This is a genomic window from Pseudoalteromonas sp. Ps84H-4 (assembly GCF_024124645.1).
In the GTDB taxonomy this organism is placed as follows: domain Bacteria; phylum Pseudomonadota; class Gammaproteobacteria; order Enterobacterales; family Alteromonadaceae; genus Pseudoalteromonas; species Pseudoalteromonas lipolytica_C.
On sequence record NZ_JAMXSK010000001.1, the window covers coordinates 491178 to 509941 of the forward strand.

The 18764-nt window shown below is 39.9% G+C and carries 15 protein-coding genes; 9 read left to right on the forward strand and 6 right to left on the reverse strand.

Going from position 1 to position 18764, the window contains the following annotated elements; all coding sequences use genetic code 11:
• Window positions 1-814 precede the first annotated feature (814 nt).
• Window positions 815-1153 (reverse strand): iron-sulfur cluster insertion protein ErpA, encoded by a 339-nt coding sequence (gene erpA / locus NH454_RS02320; RefSeq protein WP_135923730.1) that lies wholly within the window; start codon window positions 1151-1153, stop codon window positions 815-817.
• Window positions 1154-1387: 234 nt separating this feature from the next.
• On the opposite strand from erpA, the gene NH454_RS02325 reads away from it, so the two are divergent.
• The 7 genes from NH454_RS02325 (at window position 1388) to NH454_RS02355 (ending at window position 10857) form a co-directional block, all read left to right on the forward strand.
• Window positions 1388-1876, forward strand: coding sequence for a hypothetical protein (locus NH454_RS02325; RefSeq protein ID WP_253038119.1), 489 nt, complete (start codon window positions 1388-1390; stop codon window positions 1874-1876).
• Window positions 1877-2164: 288 nt separating this feature from the next.
• Window positions 2165-2728 carry a hypothetical protein gene (locus NH454_RS02330; protein ID WP_253038120.1) on the forward strand — a complete coding sequence of 188 codons (564 nt, stop codon included), beginning with the start codon at window positions 2165-2167 and terminating at the stop codon, window positions 2726-2728.
• Between the two features lie 88 nt (window positions 2729-2816).
• Window positions 2817-4499 carry a chloride channel protein gene (locus tag NH454_RS02335; RefSeq protein ID WP_235383911.1) on the forward strand — a complete coding sequence of 561 codons (1683 nt, stop codon included), beginning with the start codon at window positions 2817-2819 and terminating at the stop codon, window positions 4497-4499.
• A gap of 20 nt (window positions 4500-4519) precedes the next feature.
• A complete protein-coding gene (locus NH454_RS02340) occupies window positions 4520-4954 on the forward strand; it encodes a CopD family protein (protein WP_135923727.1) in 435 nt (144 codons plus the stop codon).
• 104 nt (window positions 4955-5058) lie between these two features.
• Window positions 5059-6075, forward strand: coding sequence for an aspartate carbamoyltransferase (locus NH454_RS02345; RefSeq protein WP_138557276.1), 1017 nt, complete (start codon window positions 5059-5061; stop codon window positions 6073-6075).
• A 72-nt stretch (window positions 6076-6147) separates the two neighbouring features.
• Window positions 6148-7428 (forward strand): glutamate-1-semialdehyde 2,1-aminomutase, encoded by a 1281-nt coding sequence (gene hemL, locus NH454_RS02350; RefSeq protein WP_138557275.1) that lies wholly within the window; start codon window positions 6148-6150, stop codon window positions 7426-7428.
• Between the two features lie 501 nt (window positions 7429-7929).
• Window positions 7930-10857 carry a TonB-dependent receptor gene (locus NH454_RS02355; RefSeq protein WP_135923725.1) on the forward strand — a complete coding sequence of 976 codons (2928 nt, stop codon included), beginning with the start codon at window positions 7930-7932 and terminating at the stop codon, window positions 10855-10857.
• A 402-nt stretch (window positions 10858-11259) separates the two neighbouring features.
• Here the strand turns inward: NH454_RS02355 and mrcB are convergent, their stop codons facing one another.
• On the reverse strand, window positions 11260-13416 hold the full coding sequence (mrcB, locus tag NH454_RS02360) for a penicillin-binding protein 1B (protein WP_253038139.1): 2157 nt from the start codon (window positions 13414-13416) through the stop codon (window positions 11260-11262).
• A 4-nt stretch (window positions 13417-13420) separates the two neighbouring features.
• Between mrcB and NH454_RS02365 the strand changes: the two genes are divergently transcribed.
• Window positions 13421-13711 carry a hypothetical protein gene (locus NH454_RS02365; RefSeq protein ID WP_253038141.1) on the forward strand — a complete coding sequence of 97 codons (291 nt, stop codon included), beginning with the start codon at window positions 13421-13423 and terminating at the stop codon, window positions 13709-13711.
• On the opposite strand, the gene NH454_RS02370 is transcribed toward NH454_RS02365, so the two are convergent.
• From NH454_RS02370 to NH454_RS02385, 4 genes are all read right to left on the reverse strand, one after another.
• Window positions 13668-13829 carry a YqaE/Pmp3 family membrane protein gene (locus tag NH454_RS02370; RefSeq protein WP_135923723.1) on the reverse strand — a complete coding sequence of 54 codons (162 nt, stop codon included), beginning with the start codon at window positions 13827-13829 and terminating at the stop codon, window positions 13668-13670. The genes NH454_RS02365 and NH454_RS02370 overlap by 44 nt on opposite strands.
• A 160-nt stretch (window positions 13830-13989) precedes the next feature.
• Entirely contained in the window at window positions 13990-15219 is a 1230-nt protein-coding gene (locus tag NH454_RS02375; RefSeq protein ID WP_135923722.1) for an ammonium transporter, read from the reverse strand.
• Between the two features lie 9 nt (window positions 15220-15228).
• Window positions 15229-15567, reverse strand: coding sequence for a P-II family nitrogen regulator (locus tag NH454_RS02380; RefSeq protein WP_054554260.1), 339 nt, complete (start codon window positions 15565-15567; stop codon window positions 15229-15231).
• A gap of 181 nt (window positions 15568-15748) precedes the next feature.
• On the reverse strand, window positions 15749-16978 hold the full coding sequence (locus NH454_RS02385) for a response regulator (protein WP_253038122.1): 1230 nt from the start codon (window positions 16976-16978) through the stop codon (window positions 15749-15751).
• Window positions 16979-17222: 244 nt separating this feature from the next.
• Here NH454_RS02385 and NH454_RS02390 point away from each other — a divergent pair, with 244 nt between their 5' ends.
• Entirely contained in the window at window positions 17223-18740 is a 1518-nt protein-coding gene (locus NH454_RS02390; RefSeq protein ID WP_253038123.1) for a carboxypeptidase, read from the forward strand.
• The last annotated feature ends 24 nt before the right edge of the window (window positions 18741-18764 follow it).

Below are 18764 nucleotides of genomic sequence, written 5' to 3' on the forward strand. Positions count from 1 at the left end.
ATTGCCAGTTGTTAACTGTACCAAAAAATTAATCAATTGAAACCTTATCACACTTAAATTATCGCTTTATAAACTGTAAATTTATGCTTAAAGTGTATGTAAATACTGAAAAAGGTTAAGAAATGTTTCGTATATTATTTTTGTTGCCAATTGTACTCTGTGTAGCGTGGTACCTGTTTCTTAGACACAATCGTGTACCAATTAAGCAGGGGAAAAAAGGATTTGTATATATATTAATCGCCTCTGTATTCGTTTTGGGCTTTTTTTTACTGATGATTAAAGTGACTCAACACTAGAGTCACTTATTATTAATCAAGGCGCAACGAAGTTACCTAAACGAGCTAACGATTTCGTTTTCTTAGCACTAATAAGCAAGGAGAACTGTGTCGTATGGTCTCGAATACCAATCTGCCAATTACTGCAATAACTAATTGCAGCAACGACGTTTACTGACTGAACCACAACACAATACCCTTATATAGATGCATGCCTAGAACCTCAAAATGAACCTATTCCTTTTATAAGTTCTTACTCAACAACCAAGCTTTCAAACTCAGCCCTTAACTTTGGCAATGCGATCTGAACAGGTTGATTGATGTGTATTTTCAGCTAGCTGCTGATTACTTGGTATTACCCGAAAGCAACTAAATTACCGTTACGATAAAACTGCTAACAACTAAGGTTTCTATTCTTTTGTTATTCTTAAACTCAGAAGCTAAAACTTACTTCTGCTGATGCGTGAGTGCATTAATGAAGGGATTAAGAGAGTATGAACAATAAAAAAGCCACATAAAGTGGCTTTTTCAAAAAATTTTTAAACGCTAAAGCTAGCTCCGCAACCACAAGTTGTTGTTGCGTTAGGGTTGTTAACGAAGAAACGTGCGCCCTCTAACCCTTCAGTATAATCTACCGTACCATCGACTAAGTATTGAATACTCATCGGGTCGACCACTAAGGTAACACCGTTTTTTTCAATCTCTAAATCGCCAGGGTTGGCTTTTTCATCAAAAGTAAAACCGTACTGAAACCCAGAACAACCACCACCTGTTACATAAACACGTAGCTTTAGATCCGGATTCTCTTCTTCTTCGATTAACTGTTTAACACGAACAGCTGCTGCATCGCTGAACTTAATTGGCAACTCATCAGACATACCGAGACCCTCAAAACCTATAATGTGGCGATTATCTAATACCCGAGTGTTTTAATCAAGTATCTCAAGGGAGCAATATCCGTACTTAATAACAGCACGGGTAGGCTATACACTTTAAACTCATCATCTTAGATAATAGGATTGCCCGAGTTTTAGCTAAAAAGACCAATAAAAATACAAAAAGGTTGTAATTTAGGCGTATAATTACTGAACGATCAATGATGATATTGTTTTATGCGAACCTATTTGTTGCCACTCATCCTATTAATGCTGGGTATGTCGGGTAGTGTCACTGCTGCTGATAATGAAACATGGAAAATTACATCTTTAGAAGTTCCTCCCTATGCCAGCAGTAAAATGGCAAATGGCGGTAATGCGATTGCTTCATTGAGAAACACACTTGCAAAACAAGGAATTGAGCTTAATGTTGAATACTTACCATGGCAAGATGCAATCGAAAAGGCCGAACAACCGGGGTATCTAGGTTACTACCCAGCTTGGCTCTCGGAAATAAAACCAGGCTTTATCGCTTCTCCTACTATTTTTAACTCACAACTTGCTGTGTTAACAAATCAACAGAATGAACAAGCATTTGATAATTTAGAAAAGCTCTTTAATGATAATAAAGTGGCTGTAGTCGACTCTTATGTCTATCCTGGATATATTGAGAACATAATTCAAGCTTATGATGACAGCATCATTCGAGTCGCCACCGATGAGTAGTTATTCATCTTATTAACGACTAATCAGGTTAAGTTTGTCATTTCAGCTCCTGAGATTTTAGGTTATTTTGCTATTGAAAAGGGGTTACCTGAACCGAAAATAGTCAGACAATTTACAGATTTCCCACTCGTTATTGGTATTAAAAACACACCAGAGAATCAAAGCAAACTAGCTCAACTACAGAGCTTATTTGATGACAATTCACAATCGACAACACACTATATAAAACCCAAAAAGTTATTATTTACCTATATAGATATCCCTCATATAGCGCCATTCAAACAGTTTATGGAAACTGTTTATGATGAATTAAATATCAAAACTCAACTTCAAGCCGTGCCCTCACGCAGAGGCGTGCTATTACTTAATGCTGGGATAGTCGATGGGGATATAGTTCGTTCAAAAAGCAACCTAAGTAAGTTCGATGATATTATCGTCGTTGAACCAAGCTTAGGTACCGTAAATATTGTCTTAATATGTCGTAAATCTGAAACATGTAACCGTACTAACTTAGACGATAAAAACATTAGTATTATGAGCTCGATGGGAGACCTTGAATTGCTCAAGGAGTTTAATATTCAAGCGCGTGTAATTCTAAATGAAGATTTAAACCATATATTAAGAATGCTAAAGAAAGGCCGAGTTGACAATGTGCTCTACCCTGCACTTGAAATTGATATTCATAACTTGCGAAAAGAATTTGAAGTTGTTGTACTTAGACAAATGACAGTCAATACTGTTGTACATAAAAAACATGCTGGGCTCGTCCCCGAACTATCTCATGCAATTAAAGCACATTTACCTTCTCTTACGGATCAGCTGAATAGTAACCGTACCGATAACCTTCATTGAGTAAATTACTTATTAATTTCAAAATCACAAGGACTTAGTGAATTTGATTTGCTAAACTGCGGCTCAAAAGTGCTGTGAGGAAATATGCATGTGGCTTGAAAGACTAAGACGTCGTTTAGCAAAGCCTAAAACATCTGTGCAGTTGTGCTTACTTGGTGTAAGTGCAGGGTTAATTGCGGCAGTTTTAATCATTCTTTTTCGCCTCACTATCATGTTTTTCCAGAGTTTATTTCTTGAGAAGCCTGATGACTTCTCAACACTACCCACTCTTGAACGAGTTCTTCTTCCGGTCAGTGCCGCCTTATTAATTGCTCTATTTGCAGCTCTAACTGGCTTTAAGCATTATCGCCTTGGCATTCCATTTGTAATACACCGCATTAAAAAACATTATGGTCATATGCCGCTTTACAACACGGTGAACCAATTTGTCGGTGGAGCATTAGCCCTGATAAGTGGTTTTTCGGTAGGTCGAGAAGGCCCTTCGGTACATATGGGTGCAACGGGCGCCAGCTTACTGGCCGATAAATTACACCTTCCACACAATGCAATGCGTACCCTAACAGGGTGTGGTGTTGCAGCCGGTATCGCCGCCTCATTTAACACCCCGCTTGCAGCCGTTATTTTCGTAATGGAGGTGGTGCTTAGAGAATATAAAGTGCATATTTTCGTGCCCATCATGCTCGCTGCGGTAACTGGCGCATTAGCGACTCAATTTGTATTTGGTGACGCTTCTGAGCTTGCACTTATTACTATGAATCCATTGAGTGGTTGGCATTACCCATTTTTAATCATCTTTGGTATGGCACTTGGTGCTGTTGCTTATGCATTTAACCAAAACTTGATGCTTATAATCCGCACTTTTAAACCGCTAAGCATGTTCCCTCGCCTATTACTGGCAGGTTTAATCGCAGGCTTAATTGCTTATATGGTTCCCCATGCAATGGGCTCAGGTATGAGCGCTATCACTATTGCCATTGAATCACCAGATGATGTGCAGTTTTTAACTACCATCTTGATTGCCAAATTACTCGCCACCTTATTTGCTATTGGCTTGGGTATTCCTGGCGGGATCATCGGTCCTGTAATTGGGCTTGGGGTATTAATGGGCACTTTAATGGCTTTTTTTGCTCAGTTTATTAGCCCGGGAGTTGATATTACTGGTACCTACAGCATGCTTGGCATGGCAGGATTATTGGCAGCTACATTGCACGCACCACTTGCTGCACTCACTACGGTTATGGAGTTAACCTCAAGTCCAGAGATTATTGTGCCAGCCATGCTGGTGATCTCAACGGCTTATGTCACGGCACTGCAGTTTTTTGGTAACCGCTCTATTTTTATGCAGCAACTTGATTTCCAAGGGCTTGAGTATCAAATATCGCCAGCTACCGAAGCGTTACAAAAAGTCGGAGTAATGGCTGAAATGGATGAACAATTCAAGTTACTTTACAGTGATGACAAACAGCAAATCAAAGAATCGCTTGATGCCCTTGATAGCCAAACGCCGCTTATTGTGCATGATGAAGAAAACGGCTATCGTCTTGCTGAATATGATTTAAGTCTAATGTCTGATCAAAATAGTAATATCAAATACGTCAACCTTACTGGGCTAAGTAGCCAAGCAACGTTAGCCGATGCCTTTGATTTACTGAAAGATAAACGCAGCGGTGCGGTGTATATATACAACCTACTTGATAACCAACAAATTATGGGTCTTTTGCGTTGGGATCAAATCAGGCATATCCTTACCATACGCAACAGTTTGTTATAACAATTAAAATGGATACTTAAATGACTGCGCTATTAGTTTATAAAACGTTTCATGTGTTCTTTATGATCGCTTGGTTTGCCGGTATTTTTTACCTGCCTCGGCTATTCGTTTACCACGCAATGAGTGAAGAAAAAGCCTGTAACTCAATGCTAAAAGTCATGGAGCGACGTTTACTTTATTTCGTTACGCCGTTTGCCGTATTAACACTCGTGTTTGGCGTATTAACGATTTTTGAATATGGTCGTGATTGGTTTAGATACAGCATGTGGCTGCACTACAAACTGGTATTAGTGATTATTCTTTATATCTATCATGGCTACTGCTTTAAATTACTGGCTGATTTTAAGCATGATCGCAATAAACGTAGCGATCGCTTTTACCGTATTTTTAATGAAGTTCCGGTACTCATCCTTTTAGCTATAGTGGCACTGGCAATTATTAAACCTAACTTATAATTTGCTGCTGTGTACGCTAAAAATTTGCTATAGTACTGCGCAAATTTATGCGGCCTCCCATACCGAGTGCCAGCGCCCTATAAATGTGATTAGGAACAAACCCCATGCTAAGTTTCCAAGGTGAAAATATCCTGTCGGTCAATCAGCTTGATCGAGATTGTATTGAACGTATTTTTGCAGTTGCTAAGAAAATGGAGCCTTATGCTAAAAAGCAAAAGCGCACCAATGTTTTAGAGGGCGCAATTTTAGCGAACTTGTTCTTTGAACCAAGCACGCGTACTCGCGTAAGCTTTGGTACCGCATTTAACTTACTAGGTGGCTTAGTCCGCGAAACAACAGGCATGCAAAGCTCTGCGCTAGCAAAAGGTGAATCGTTATATGACACCGCTCGTGTTATCTCTGCGTATGCAGATGCAGTCGCAATGCGCCACCCTGATGCAGGCTCCGTTGCTGAGTTTGCCACTGGGTGTGATGTACCAGTAATCAATGGCGGTGACGGCCCAAATGAGCACCCAACTCAAGCCCTACTTGACTTACTAACGATTGAACGTGAACTTGGCCGTTTCAACCAAAGTATCGACGGTATGCACATTGCCCTTGTGGGTGATTTAAAATACGGCCGTACTGTGCACTCTTTATCTAAGTTACTGTGTCATTATAAAGACGTAAAATTCTCTATGGTGGCACCTGATGGCTTACAAATGCCAGACTACATTTTAGATGCTGTTGATAACGCCGGTCATAAAATTCAACTAGTAGATAAAATGGAAGGCAACTTAGCGGCTGATATTGTATATCAAACCCGCATTCAAGAAGAGCGCTTCCCTTCACAAGAAGAAGCGAACAAATACCGTGGTGGTTTTCGTATCAGCCAAGCAATTTACAATGCACACTGTAAACCAAACTCAGTACTGATGCACCCACTGCCTCGTGATAGCCGTTTAGAAGCAAACGAGCTTGATAACGATTTAAATAGCAACGACAACCTAGCAATTTTCCGCCAAGTTCAAAATGGCGTGTTAATCCGCATGGCGTTGTTTGCTCTAACCTTAGATGTTGCCGACAAAGTTGAGCAATATGAAGTCGACGTGCCTTGGTTTAGCCGTAAACGTAATAGTTAACTCGCTTCGTTTTGGGCTCTTTGAGCCCTTACAAACCAACTCATTTAACGTGACAACCCAATAGGACTATTCATGACAATTAGCCAAGATCTTTTTAATCGCGCGCAAGAATCAATCCCAGGCGGTGTAAACTCACCAGTTCGTGCCTTCAATGGCGTTGGCGGTACTCCTTTATTCATCACTAAAGCAGAAGGTCCTTTTACCTTTGATGCTGATGGTAACCGTTATATCGATTACGTTGGTTCATGGGGACCAATGATCATGGGTCATAACCACCCTGCTATTAAACAAGCGGTATTAGAAGCCGTTGAAAATGGCTTAAGCTATGGTGCACCAACCGAAACTGAAATCTTAATGGCCGAGAAAGTAAAAGAGCTGGTACCATCAATCGAAAAAGTACGTATGGTAAGCTCAGGTACTGAAGCAACCATGAGTGCGATTCGCTTAGCACGTGGTTTCACTGGTCGTGACAAAATCTTAAAGTTTGAAGGCTGTTACCATGGTCATGCTGACTCACTACTTGTAAAAGCAGGCTCAGGCGCGCTGACTATGGGTGTACCTAACTCACCAGGTATTCCTGAAGACTTCGCTAAGCACACATTAACGGTGTCGTTTAACAATCTTGATGAAGTAAAAGCCATTTTCGCAAAATACGCTGACGAAATCGCTTGTATCATCGTTGAGCCAGTTGCTGGCAACATGAACTGTATTCCACCTGTACCAGGCTTCTTAGAAGGTTTACGTGAGGTGTGTGATGAATACAAATCTGTGCTTATTTTTGATGAAGTAATGACAGGTTTCCGTGTTGCTTTAGGTGGCGCACAAGCTTACTACAATATCAAACCAGACCTTACTTGCTTAGGTAAAGTAATAGGCGGCGGTATGCCAGTGGGTGCATTTGGTGGTAAGAAAGAAATCATGGATTACATCGCACCTGTCGGCCCTGTTTATCAAGCGGGTACATTATCAGGTAACCCAATTGCCATGGCAGCAGGCTTAAAATCGCTTGAATTATTATGCGCTGAAGGTCTACACGATGAACTAGAAGCTAAAAGTAAAGCAATTTGTGAAGGCTTTGAAGCCGCTGCGAAAAAAGCAGGCATTGCACTTACAACAAACTACGCAGGTGGAATGTACGGCTTCTTCTTTACTGATAAAGAAAAAGTAACTAGCTATCAACAAGCGACTGAGTGTGATTTAGAGCGTTTTAAAAAGTTCTTCCACTTAATGCTTGAAGAAGGCGTTTACCTAGCTCCTTCTGCTTTCGAAGCTGGCTTTGTGTGTGCTGAGCACTCTGAAAAAGAGATCAACGACACCATTGCAGCCGCAGAGCGCGCATTCGCGAAGCTTTAATCTAAAAAATAAAATAGGTCACTTTAATCGGTGGCCTATACTTCCAAACGTTTACCCCCTCAGAAAATAATAGATCAGATTATTTTCGAAAATTTAAAACCAAAAATATTATAATTAAAACATCATTTATACAAACCAAATGATTTTTTCCTGCATTTATATTTTAAAATGTAACGAAAACGACATAAAATTCCCAACAAACTGTTTTATAAGAATTAAAAGTAGAATTAAAATTTACTTAACGCAATTACATCAAGTTACATCTGTGTATTTTTTGTATAAACAAGCAAAAAATATCAACTTTAGATCGTTCCAAGGCGTTTTTTTGTAAGTTTATCGTATTTGTAATATAAAAAATTGATCTGTATGTCCCTAATGTGTTACCAATTTGTTTCACGCTTTATTTAATGGTTAAAACTCCAAATAAATAAAAAACAAAGCGTGATAGTTATTAACAAACAATAACAAATCAAAAATCTAAAATTTCACAGGGAAAGCTCAATGAAAAACAACTTTTCAAAAACATTTAAGCGTTCATTCACAGCTGCAGCTGTTGCTATGACCTTAAGTGCAGCAATGCCTGCTATGGCTGACAATGTTAATGGTGCAATCAAAGGTAACATCATTACTCAGTCTGGTGTTTCTTTAGCTGGTGCAACAATCACCATTACCGATAAGTCAAAAGGTTATGAAAAAACTCTCATTGCAGATGCAAATGGCCAGTTTAATCTTAACCAAGTACCTGTTGGTAAATATAATGTAACAGTGTCACAAGCTGGTTTTGAAAAAGCACAGATCAACGATGTAATTATCGGTGTTGGTAAAACTGCACTACTCGAGATTCCATTGGTTGAAGGTAATATAGAACGTATTGCAGTTGTTGGTGGCGCAGTTCGTGCTGTTGACGTTTCGGTTACGGAATCATCATTGAACATTAGTTCAGAAGAACTTGAATTATTACCAGTTGCTCGTTCATTAACATCAGTTGCTTTACTAGCCCCTGGTGCAACTGAAGGTGATAGTCGCTTTGGTGATCAAGCATCATTCGGTGGCTCATCTGTCGCAGAAAACGCATATTACGTAAATGGTCTTAATATGACTAACTTCCGTAACGGTTTAGGTGGCGCAACCATTCCATTCTCAGCATATGATAGCTTCCAAATTAAGACTGGTGGTTATTCGTCTGAGTTTGGTCGAACAACTGGTGGCCTGATCTCTGCAGTAACAAAATCAGGTACGAATGACTTTCACTTTGGTGTTGAGTCAATTTACTCTCCTGATTCATTAAGAGAACAAGCACCAAATTCAGTTTACTTACAAAATGATCGTTGTGAGGCTGCTGATGGTCACTGTATTGGTGATTTATTTGTTAACAACCAAGATGACTATGTAAACTCATTTGAAACAAATATTTATGCTTCAGGTGCACTAATTGAAGATACGCTTTTCTTCTACGGAATTTATACATTCCGTGATATCGAAGAAGAGTACGGTAACGCTTCTCAAACCTCTCTAACAAAAGAAAAAGATGATGACCCTTACTATCTAGCGCGTATTGACTGGAACATTAATGATGATCATCAATTAATGCTTTGGGGTTTTAGCGATGAACGCACATACTCAGAAAGCACAATCGAAGATCCTAATGGCGTTGGGAACTACACAGTAGATGGTGGTACAGCTTATCACAAACGCGGTGGTGAAAGTTTTGCAGTACGTTATACAGGTAACCTAACTGATGACTTAAGCATGTCTGCTATGTATGGTGAAGTTAAATTCTCAGAAACTGATTATTCTGACTTTGATGACTGCCCTACTGGCTATGACGCAGACTTAGGTGTTGATACTACCTGTTATGTAAACTTCACTGTAGGCGCCAATGAAGATAAGCGCGAGCAATTGCGCGTTGACTTTGATTGGTACTTAAATGATGAGCATACATTAAGATTTGGTTATGACTCAGAAACCAATACATCAGATGCAACTACGATTAACTCTGGTGGTATTTACTACTACTACAGAACATACGAAGAAGGTGCTCGCCTTCCAAACGGTTATATTCTTCCAGAAGAAATGAAAACAACTCGTGTACGTAACTATAAGAATGGTGGTGCATTTGAAGTTGAAAACTGGGCGATTTATATCGAAGATCAATGGGCTGTTACAGATAACTTAACGTTAACTTTAGGTCTACGTAATGACAGTTTCACAAACTACAATGCTGATGGTGATGAATTTGTATCTATTGATAACCAAATTGCGCCAAGATTAGGTGCATCTTGGGATATCAATGGTGACGGTGACAGTAAATTATTTATTACCGCAGGTCGATATTACTTACCTGTTGCTGCAAATACGAACATTCGCCTTGCAGGTGCCGAAACTTATATCCACACTTGGTATGAGTATGAGGGTCTTAATGCTGACGGTACTCCTGTAGGTTTGAGCAATCAATTAGGTGATATCGCTATTTCAAATGGTGGTGACGGAACTGCAAAACCTTCAAACACCCTAGCAGATAAAGACCTTGAGCCTATGTATAATGATGAAATCATTGTAGGTTATCAAGCAGCGATTAATGATGACTGGTCTTGGAGCATCAAAGGTACATACCGCACACTTGGTAATCAAATTGATGATGGCTCATACATCTTTAGAGATGAAAATGGTGAATATCTTGGTGAAAACTGGTTCTTATTCAACCCAGGTAATGGCGCAACATTTAATTTTGACTTAGATGGTGACGGTGTAACTGAAGAGTATAGCTTCACAGCTGAAGAGCTAGGTTATCCTGAAGCTAAACGTCGTTACGCTGCCGTTGACCTTTCAATTGAGAAAAGTTGGGATGAGGTTTGGTCTTTAAAAGCACTATACACTTGGTCACATAACTACGGTAACACAGAAGGTTTTGTTAAATCTGATAATGGTCAAGATGATGCTGGTTTAACACAAGACTGGGATTACCCTTATCTTATGGATGGTGCTAACGGTAACTTACCAGCAGACCGTCGTCACAATATTAAAGTTTACGGTGCATACGCAGTTACTGAAAACTTCTTAGTAGGCGCAAATCTAAATGTTGCTTCTGGTCGTCCTTGGACAGCATTAGGTGCGGGCTATACACCAAACCCAGACTTATATGATTATGGCGATACTTATTATGTTGGTGATAAACGCTACCCTCGCGGCAGCATGGGAACAACTCCCTGGACAGCGCGATTAGATCTTAACTTTACGTACAACCTGCATTTTAATGACCAAAAAGTACGCTTCGCATTAGATATTTTCAATGTATTTGATGCAGCTACAGCAACTCGTTATGACGAAGTTGCTGAAATAGCGGCTGGTGATGACAGTGCAACATTTGGTTTAGCGGAAAGTTATCAATCTCCTCGTCGAGTCCAACTATCTGCTTCTTATGACTTTTAATTTCGATTAAATTAGTAAGATAAGCAACGATTCTAAAAGCCTCATTATGAGGCTTTTATTTTTTAATATTTACAACTAGTAGTGCTGCAATAATTAGTCGATATTTATCTGAAGTAAATCAAGCAACCTTATAAAATACAAGTGAAAGCATGAGGAAGGAGCAAGACTTCAAAATAAAATCATACTAATGGTAGGTTAATAGCTTTCACAGCATCAATGTCTGATTTAGGCATACAAGAATAATTAATTATTCTACAAGTCATCCAATAAAGTACTGCAATTCAAACTCTATAAACGTCAGTTCGCTTGCCAGAAACACTGAAGGAAGTGCATTCATGGCAATCTACAACATACAAAATTTAGCTCAATTATACATTGAGCTAAATAGTTTCAGGGCCAAGTTTAACGCTGACAATTAGGCCTTGGCTCAAACTCGCTGGCACGAATGGGGAGCTGTACAACCTTGCCGCATCCAGGAGGCGCTTGCAGGCCGGTTTCTTCGTTAATAAAGGCCCAACGAATAGAAGCTGGGCGTGTATCAGCTATAGCTTCAGGATTGAGTGGTTTAAGGTAGCGAATATAGGCTTCTAGTGCACCAACACTGCCTGTTAAACCAGTGCTCTTGTTATCGTCGCGACCAATCCATGCAACAGTAACTGTGTTTTGGTCAAAACCTGCAAACCAACTATCGCGCAAGTCATTACTGGTGCCTGTTTTACCAGCAAGCTGAATTGATGGAAAGTGGGCATTTAAACGCTTTGCTGTACCGTCTTTGGTCACTCGTTTCATTGCATATTTGGTCATGTAGATTGATGCATCGTCAAAGCGTTTTTGTGAGGTGACATCATGTTTATAAAGCACTTTACCTACTGAGTCTGTCAGTGCTGAAATAGACGTTAACTCGCGGTACTGACCATCTGCAGCAAGCGTTGTATAAAGCTGCGCGACTTCAAAGCTAGAAAGCTCAAGTGCACCTAAAAGTAATGATGGATATTGATCAATACGCCCTTCTACACCTAAACGCTTCAAAGTATCAGCCACTTTATCTACACCAACATCAAGACCCGTGTTAACCGCAGGAATATTTATACTGTTACTAAATGCTTTGTATAGTGGCATTGGTCCGCGGAACTGCTTATCGAAGTTCTCTGGTTGCCATACTTTGCCCTGTTCGTTAGTCACTTGCAGCGGTGAGTCATCTACTAAAGTGGCAACATTAAACTGACCACTTTCAAATGCCGTTAAATAAACTGCTGGCTTAACTAATGAGCCAATATTACGTTTGGTATCTAGTACACGGTTAAAGCCAAAATAACGTACGTCACGGCCTGCAACTAGCGCCGACACTCCACCTTTTTCAACATTAACAGAGATCATCGCTGCCTCAAGCTCTTCTGTTTTAGGGCGTTTTTCAAGATACGGCAAGCTTGCTTCAATCGACTCTTCCATAGCCGTTTGCTTTTGTAAGTCAAAATAGGTAAAGACACGTACTCCGGCATCTAACACTTGCTGATCTGGTAGTAGGCGCTTTAATTCTCGGTTAACTAATTCTAAGTAACCCGGATACGACTTTTGCAGGCTGTCTTTCATTGGTGCAATATCAATAGGACGCTTTAATGCCGCGCGATATTCACGTGTATCAATAAGCTTGTTTTCAACCATTAATCGCAGCACTAAATCACGGCGCTCCATTGCGCGCTCACTATAACGGCGCGGATTGTAATACGATGGCCCTTTTACCATAGCAACTAACAACGCAATTTGGTCGTATTCAAGTTCATCCACAGGTTTTGAGAAATAAAACTCAGCGGCTAGGCCCATACCATGAACACCTTGATTGTAAGACTGACCTAAATACACTTCATTGAGGTAGGCCTCTAAAATTTCATCTTTGCTGTAGCGGTAATCTAGAATTAAGGCAATTAGCGCCTCATTAAATTTACGTACCAAAGAGCGCTCACGAGTTAAGTAGATATTTTTTGCTAACTGCTGAGTTAAAGTACTGCCGCCCTGTACGGTACGCCCTGCTTTGATATTGCTATACAAAGCACGCATAATTGACCACACCGATACGCCGTGATGGTCATAGAAATAACGGTCTTCAACCACCAGCAAGGTGTCTTTTAGCATTGGCGGAAATTTATCAAGCGGTACAAACTCACGATCTTGCTTTGAGTCATTGCCGATACGTGCAATTTGTACTGGCTCTAACCGTGCGCTATTCAAACGGCGACCAAATTTATCTTTAATGGTTGCTAACTTTTGTCCCGAAAAACGCAACTCAATAACGTGTGCATCTTCAAGGCCGTCATAAAATTCAAATTCACGGCGATACACTTTAATGCTGTTAGCAGATTTAACATACTGACCTGTACGGCTGAGTTTATTTACTGAAGAGTAATTTAAGCGGTTTAACTCCCAAATAACTTCTTGCTGGGATAAATATTGCCCAGGATAAAAACTCATTGCACGCGCATAGACTTGGGCTGGTAACTGCCACTTATTCCCCTCAAATTGGCGGGTAATTTTGGCATCAAGGTAAATAAGGTACAGTGTCATAGCAATGACAACTGCTAAAGAAAGCTTCCAAAATATTGACCAAAGCTTTCTTAGTATCCCCGCTTTAGTAGCATTTTTAGGTGAATTTTTACGCTTAGAAGAAGAGCGTGAAGATGCCGCTTTAGTTTTTGATGACGACTTTTTTGCAGGTGTTTTTTTATCAGCCATTGAGTTCGCTATTGATCAGTTAATTTTACAGGACAAGCTAGGCAATATTAACACCTGTAAAATTAACAGTCACTTAAACTCGGTTAGCGTGTGCACAACCATAGCGAGTGAATTACGGCAGGAATAAAAAAGATAAAACATAAAATAATGTTAATGATTAAATCTTTACCTGCTCCCGCTTTTAAAAATACCGCAACAGGCGGTAAAAATAGCGAGATAATAATAAGCAACAGTTTGTTATCCATAATTTTTCCTTGTTAGATTGGAACCTAAAGCATAGCTAATAATTGACTAAATCGCCTATCAGAAAAGACTTATTTAATTGCAAAAAAGCCCTACCTAAGTAGAGCTTTGATTTGAACACACAATGATTTGTTTTTGTGCGTGTAAAAACACGCACAAAGATTAGTTACTGCGAACTGATACAAACTCAGGGTACGCATCAATACCACAGTCATGTTGATCCATACCGTTTAGTTCTTCTTCTTCGGTAACGCGGATACCCATAGTATTTTTTAGAATTGCCCATACGATTGATGACGCGATGAACACAAATCCTAAGATACATACTAAGCCAATCAACTGATTAACGAAGGTTGCATCTGAGTTTGAAAGTGGTACTAACATAATACCTAAAGCACCACATACACCGTGTACAGAAATAGCACCTACAGGGTCATCGATTTTAGCTTTATCAAGTGCAACGATGCTAAATACAACCAAAGAACCACCAAGAAGACCAAGTAAACAAGCAAGTAACGGTGTTGGTGATGCAGGTTCAGCAGTAATAGTTACCAGACCAGCTAATGCACCATTAAGCACCATAGTTAGATCAGCTTTGCCCCAAAGTACTTTACACACCATAAGTGCAGCAATTGCACCACACGCAGCGGCAGCGTTAGTATTAACGAAGATTTTACCTACTGCTGTTGCATTTTCAGCGTCAGAGATAAGCAGTTGTGAACCACCGTTGAAGCCAAACCAACCCATCCAAAGGATTAATGTACCTAGTGTTGCTAACGGTAGGTTAGAACCAGGAATTGGGTAGATTTCACCGTTTTTGCCATATTTACCTTTACGAGCACCTAGGAAAAGCACACCTGCAAGAGCGGCTGCTGCACCTGCGCCATGAACAATTGCAGAACCAGCAAAGTCAACAAAGCCCATTTCAGATAAGAAGCCTGCGCCCCAAGTCCAGTAACCTTCGATTGGGTAAATGAAACCAGTTAAAACAACAGTGAAAATTAAGAATGCCCATAACTTCATACGCTCAGCAACCGCACCAGATACGATTGACATAGCCGTTGCTACGAACACAACTTGGAAGAAGAAATCAGACTCTAAAGAGTGATCTGCATCAGCAGCTTGAGTGCCAATTAATGCACCAAATGAAGGGATAAAACCACCTTCTGCGTTATCAACATACATGATGTTGTAACCCACTAATAAAAACATAGTGCAGGCAATAGAGAATAGTGCTACGTTTTTGGTTAGTATTTCTGTTGTATTTTTTGCACGCACTAAACCTGCTTCTAGCATAGCGAAACCAGCCGCCATCCACATTACTAAAACACCCGACATCAAAAAGTAAAATGTGTCGAGCGAGAACTTCAACTCTACAATCGTGTTTTCCATAATTCCCCCTTAAATTGCTTCTTCATCAAGTTCGCCTGTACGAATACGGACGATTTGGTCTAGGTCGTAAACAAAAATTTTGCCGTCACCAATTTTGCCTGTTGAAGCAATTTTTGTGATGGTTTCAACAACGCGTTGACAATTTTCGCTACGAGTTGCAATTTCAAGTTTGATTTTTGGAATAAAATCGACTTGGTATTCAGCTCCACGATATAGTTCAGTGTGACCACGTTGACGGCCAAAGCCTTTAACGTCGACAACTGTCATCCCCTCAATGCCTAAATCAGCCAGTGCTTCACGCACATCATCAAGTTTGAATGGCTTTATTATTGCACTAATCATTTTCATAGTGGCCCCCTTCGGACGCTTATTGTTATCCTGTTGGTGTATGTAATCCAACCTTTGTGCCACTATTTTTTATTATTAATATTCAATGATTTATATTTTAATATTGGTTTTTAAACAAAAAAAATGCACCCATATGGTGCATTTTCTTAACAATTAACCTGAGCTGGTGCAATTTACTCAATTATTGAATAACTAAGCAATTTCGCTGTTGTTGCTTGGCTTGATATAGCGCTTTATCTGCAATACGCATAGCAGCTGTTAACGACACTTTTTGAAATGGAGTCATACCAATACTCATGGTCAATGAATAAGGCTCACCATTAATAGAAAAGGCATGGCTGGCTAACTGCTCTCTGAATATATTTAATCGCTGCTCTGCCTTTTTTAGATCCATATTATTGAGCACAACTGCAAACTCTTCACCACCAATACGTGCCACGGTAAAATCATCAAACTTTGCTTTTAAGAATGATGCGACTTGCTTAAGCGCCTGATCACCCGCTTCGTGACCAAATTGATCATTAACATTCTTGAAGTAATCAATATCAAGCAAGGCTAAAACATTCTCTTGTTCAACATTCTTTAATATTTTTTCGGCGTATTGATAAAAATAGCGTCTATTGTGTAAGCCTGTTAAATGGTCGCGATATGCACTTTCTTTAATATCGGCTATTAGAGCGAGTTGTTCCATGGTTTGCATAACACGGCAATGAAACTCTTCATTCATAAATGGCTTTGTTAAAAAGTCATTTGCGCCGTATTTAATAAAGCGCGCCGATAAACCATGCTTACCAGCCCCCGACAAACCAATAATGGCTAAGTCATCGCGGCCGCGGAAATTACGCACCGCTTTAACCAACTCAAAACCATCCATTGTTGGCATTGCATAGTCAGTAAGTAACAATTTAATTTCTGGGTCGTCTTTGAGCATTTGCAACGCTTGCTCACCGTCTTGGGCATCACTCACTGCAAATAATTGCTTTTCGAGCATTTGCTTCATTAAAGTGCGGCTCAATACTGAGTCATCGGCCACCAGCGCTTTACTACCATCGTTTCTGAGTAATTGTGCAACTAACTTTATTGCGTAATGGTACGAATCACGATTATCTTTAACGACATAATCAACCACACCAAGCTCTAACATTTGTTGGCGGATGTACTCATCAATTTTAGAAGTCAGAACAACGGTCGGAATATTCTTTGAAAGCGTGTACTTAGCCACTTCACCATTCATTGCATCTGGCAAGGTTAAATCGACCAATGCTAAAGTATAATCGTGTTCAGCAATTAAATTTATCCCTTCTTTTAGGGACCACGCAAAGTCGACAGCGACATCGAGATAGTGAGCAGCCAAGTGACGTAACACTTGCTGCACCACCTTACTGTCTTCAACAACTAACACTCTTTGCATTATAACTTCTCTTTTCTAAGCGCACGTGCACAGATTATAAACACGCTAAATATACGCCATTTTTCAATCTAGCTAAATAATTAAGCAAATTATCTTTAGTAAAAAAAAGGATTTTTTTGTTATTTGCTCATGATTTTCGGTTAATTTCCACTTCAACAGCGAATATTGGTCACTAGTCTCATTAGTTTGTCATCGAGTTAGCTTTAATTTTTAATAGCTATAAATCGAATAATAAGGAATCAACATGAAACTAGTTAGTTTTATTGGCTTATCGGTAACAGCACTGACACTGACCTTTAGCACTCCTAGCTTTGCAGATAACGCACGTCGCATTGATGTCGACAGCAAAGTAGTCACAGAGCATAAAGCACGCATTAACGGCGAGCGCTTTTCATATACCGCCGCCACTGGTACGCAACCCGTTTGGGATGAGCAAGGCAATGCCGTTGCAACGTTGCAATATACTTATTATACCCGTGACAAAGTAGACGATAGAACAAAACGCCCTCTGGTATTTTCGTTCAACGGTGGCCCAGGTTCTGCATCAGTGTGGATGCACCTTGCTTATACTGGACCACGTGTATTAAAAATTGATGACGAAGGCTACCCTGTTCAACCTTATGGCGTAAAAGATAACCCTTATTCAATTTTAGACGTAGCAGATATTGTTTATATCAACCCGGTTAATACCGGCTATTCACGTGTACTTGAAAACGAAAAGGGTGAGCTGCCTAGTAAATCTGAACAACAAAAAATGTTTTTTGGTGTTAACGCTGACATCAAATACTTAGCAGAGTGGCTAAATACCTTTGTTTCTCGCAACGAGCGCTGGCGCTCACCTAAGTTTTTAATTGGTGAGAGCTATGGTACAACACGTGTATCAGGTCTTGCGCACGAATTACAAAACCGCCAATGGATGTATATCAACGGCGTTATTTTAGTTTCACCAACTGAGATTGGTATTAAACGTGAAGGCCCGGTAGAAGCAGCTAACCGCCTACCTTACTTTGCAGCAACAGCTTGGTACCACAAAGCCCTCAGCGCAGATTTACAAGCAAAAGACTTAGACGAGTTACTTCCTGAAGTAGAACAATTCACCGTGAATAAGTTCTTACCAGCAATTGCTAAAGGTGGCTTTTTACCTGCAGATGAAAAGCGTGCAATTATCAAACAAGCAGCAAAATACGCAGGCTTATCAGAGAAGTTTGTTGAACAAAACAACCTTGATATTCCAACTAACTTCTTTTGGAAAGAGCTATTACGCGAGCGCGGCCAAACTGTGGGCCGTTTAGACTCTCGTTATCTAGGTATTGATAAACGTGATGCTGGTGAGTCACCAGATTACTGGGCTGAGCTTACCTCATGGTTACACTCATTCACGCCAGCAATTAACTATTACCTACGTGAAGAGCTTAACTACAAAACAGATATCAAATATAACCTATTTGGTAATGTTCACCCGTGGGATCGCAGCGGCAACAATACCGGTGAAAACTTACGTTTAGCAATGGCGCAAAACCCTTACTTAAATGTAATGATTCAATCAGGTTACTATGATGGTGCAACTAACTACTTTGATGCTAAGTACACAATGTGGCAATTAGACCCAAGTGGTAAAATGAAAGATCGCCTAAGCTTTAAGGGTTATCGCAGCGGACACATGATGTATTTACGTCATGCAGATCTTGAGTCTTCAAATAATGATCTACGCGAGTTTATCCTTAACTCGTTGCCAGCTGAAGGCAAAGCAGCAAAATACTAAATAAATATTTTGTTCATTTATAAA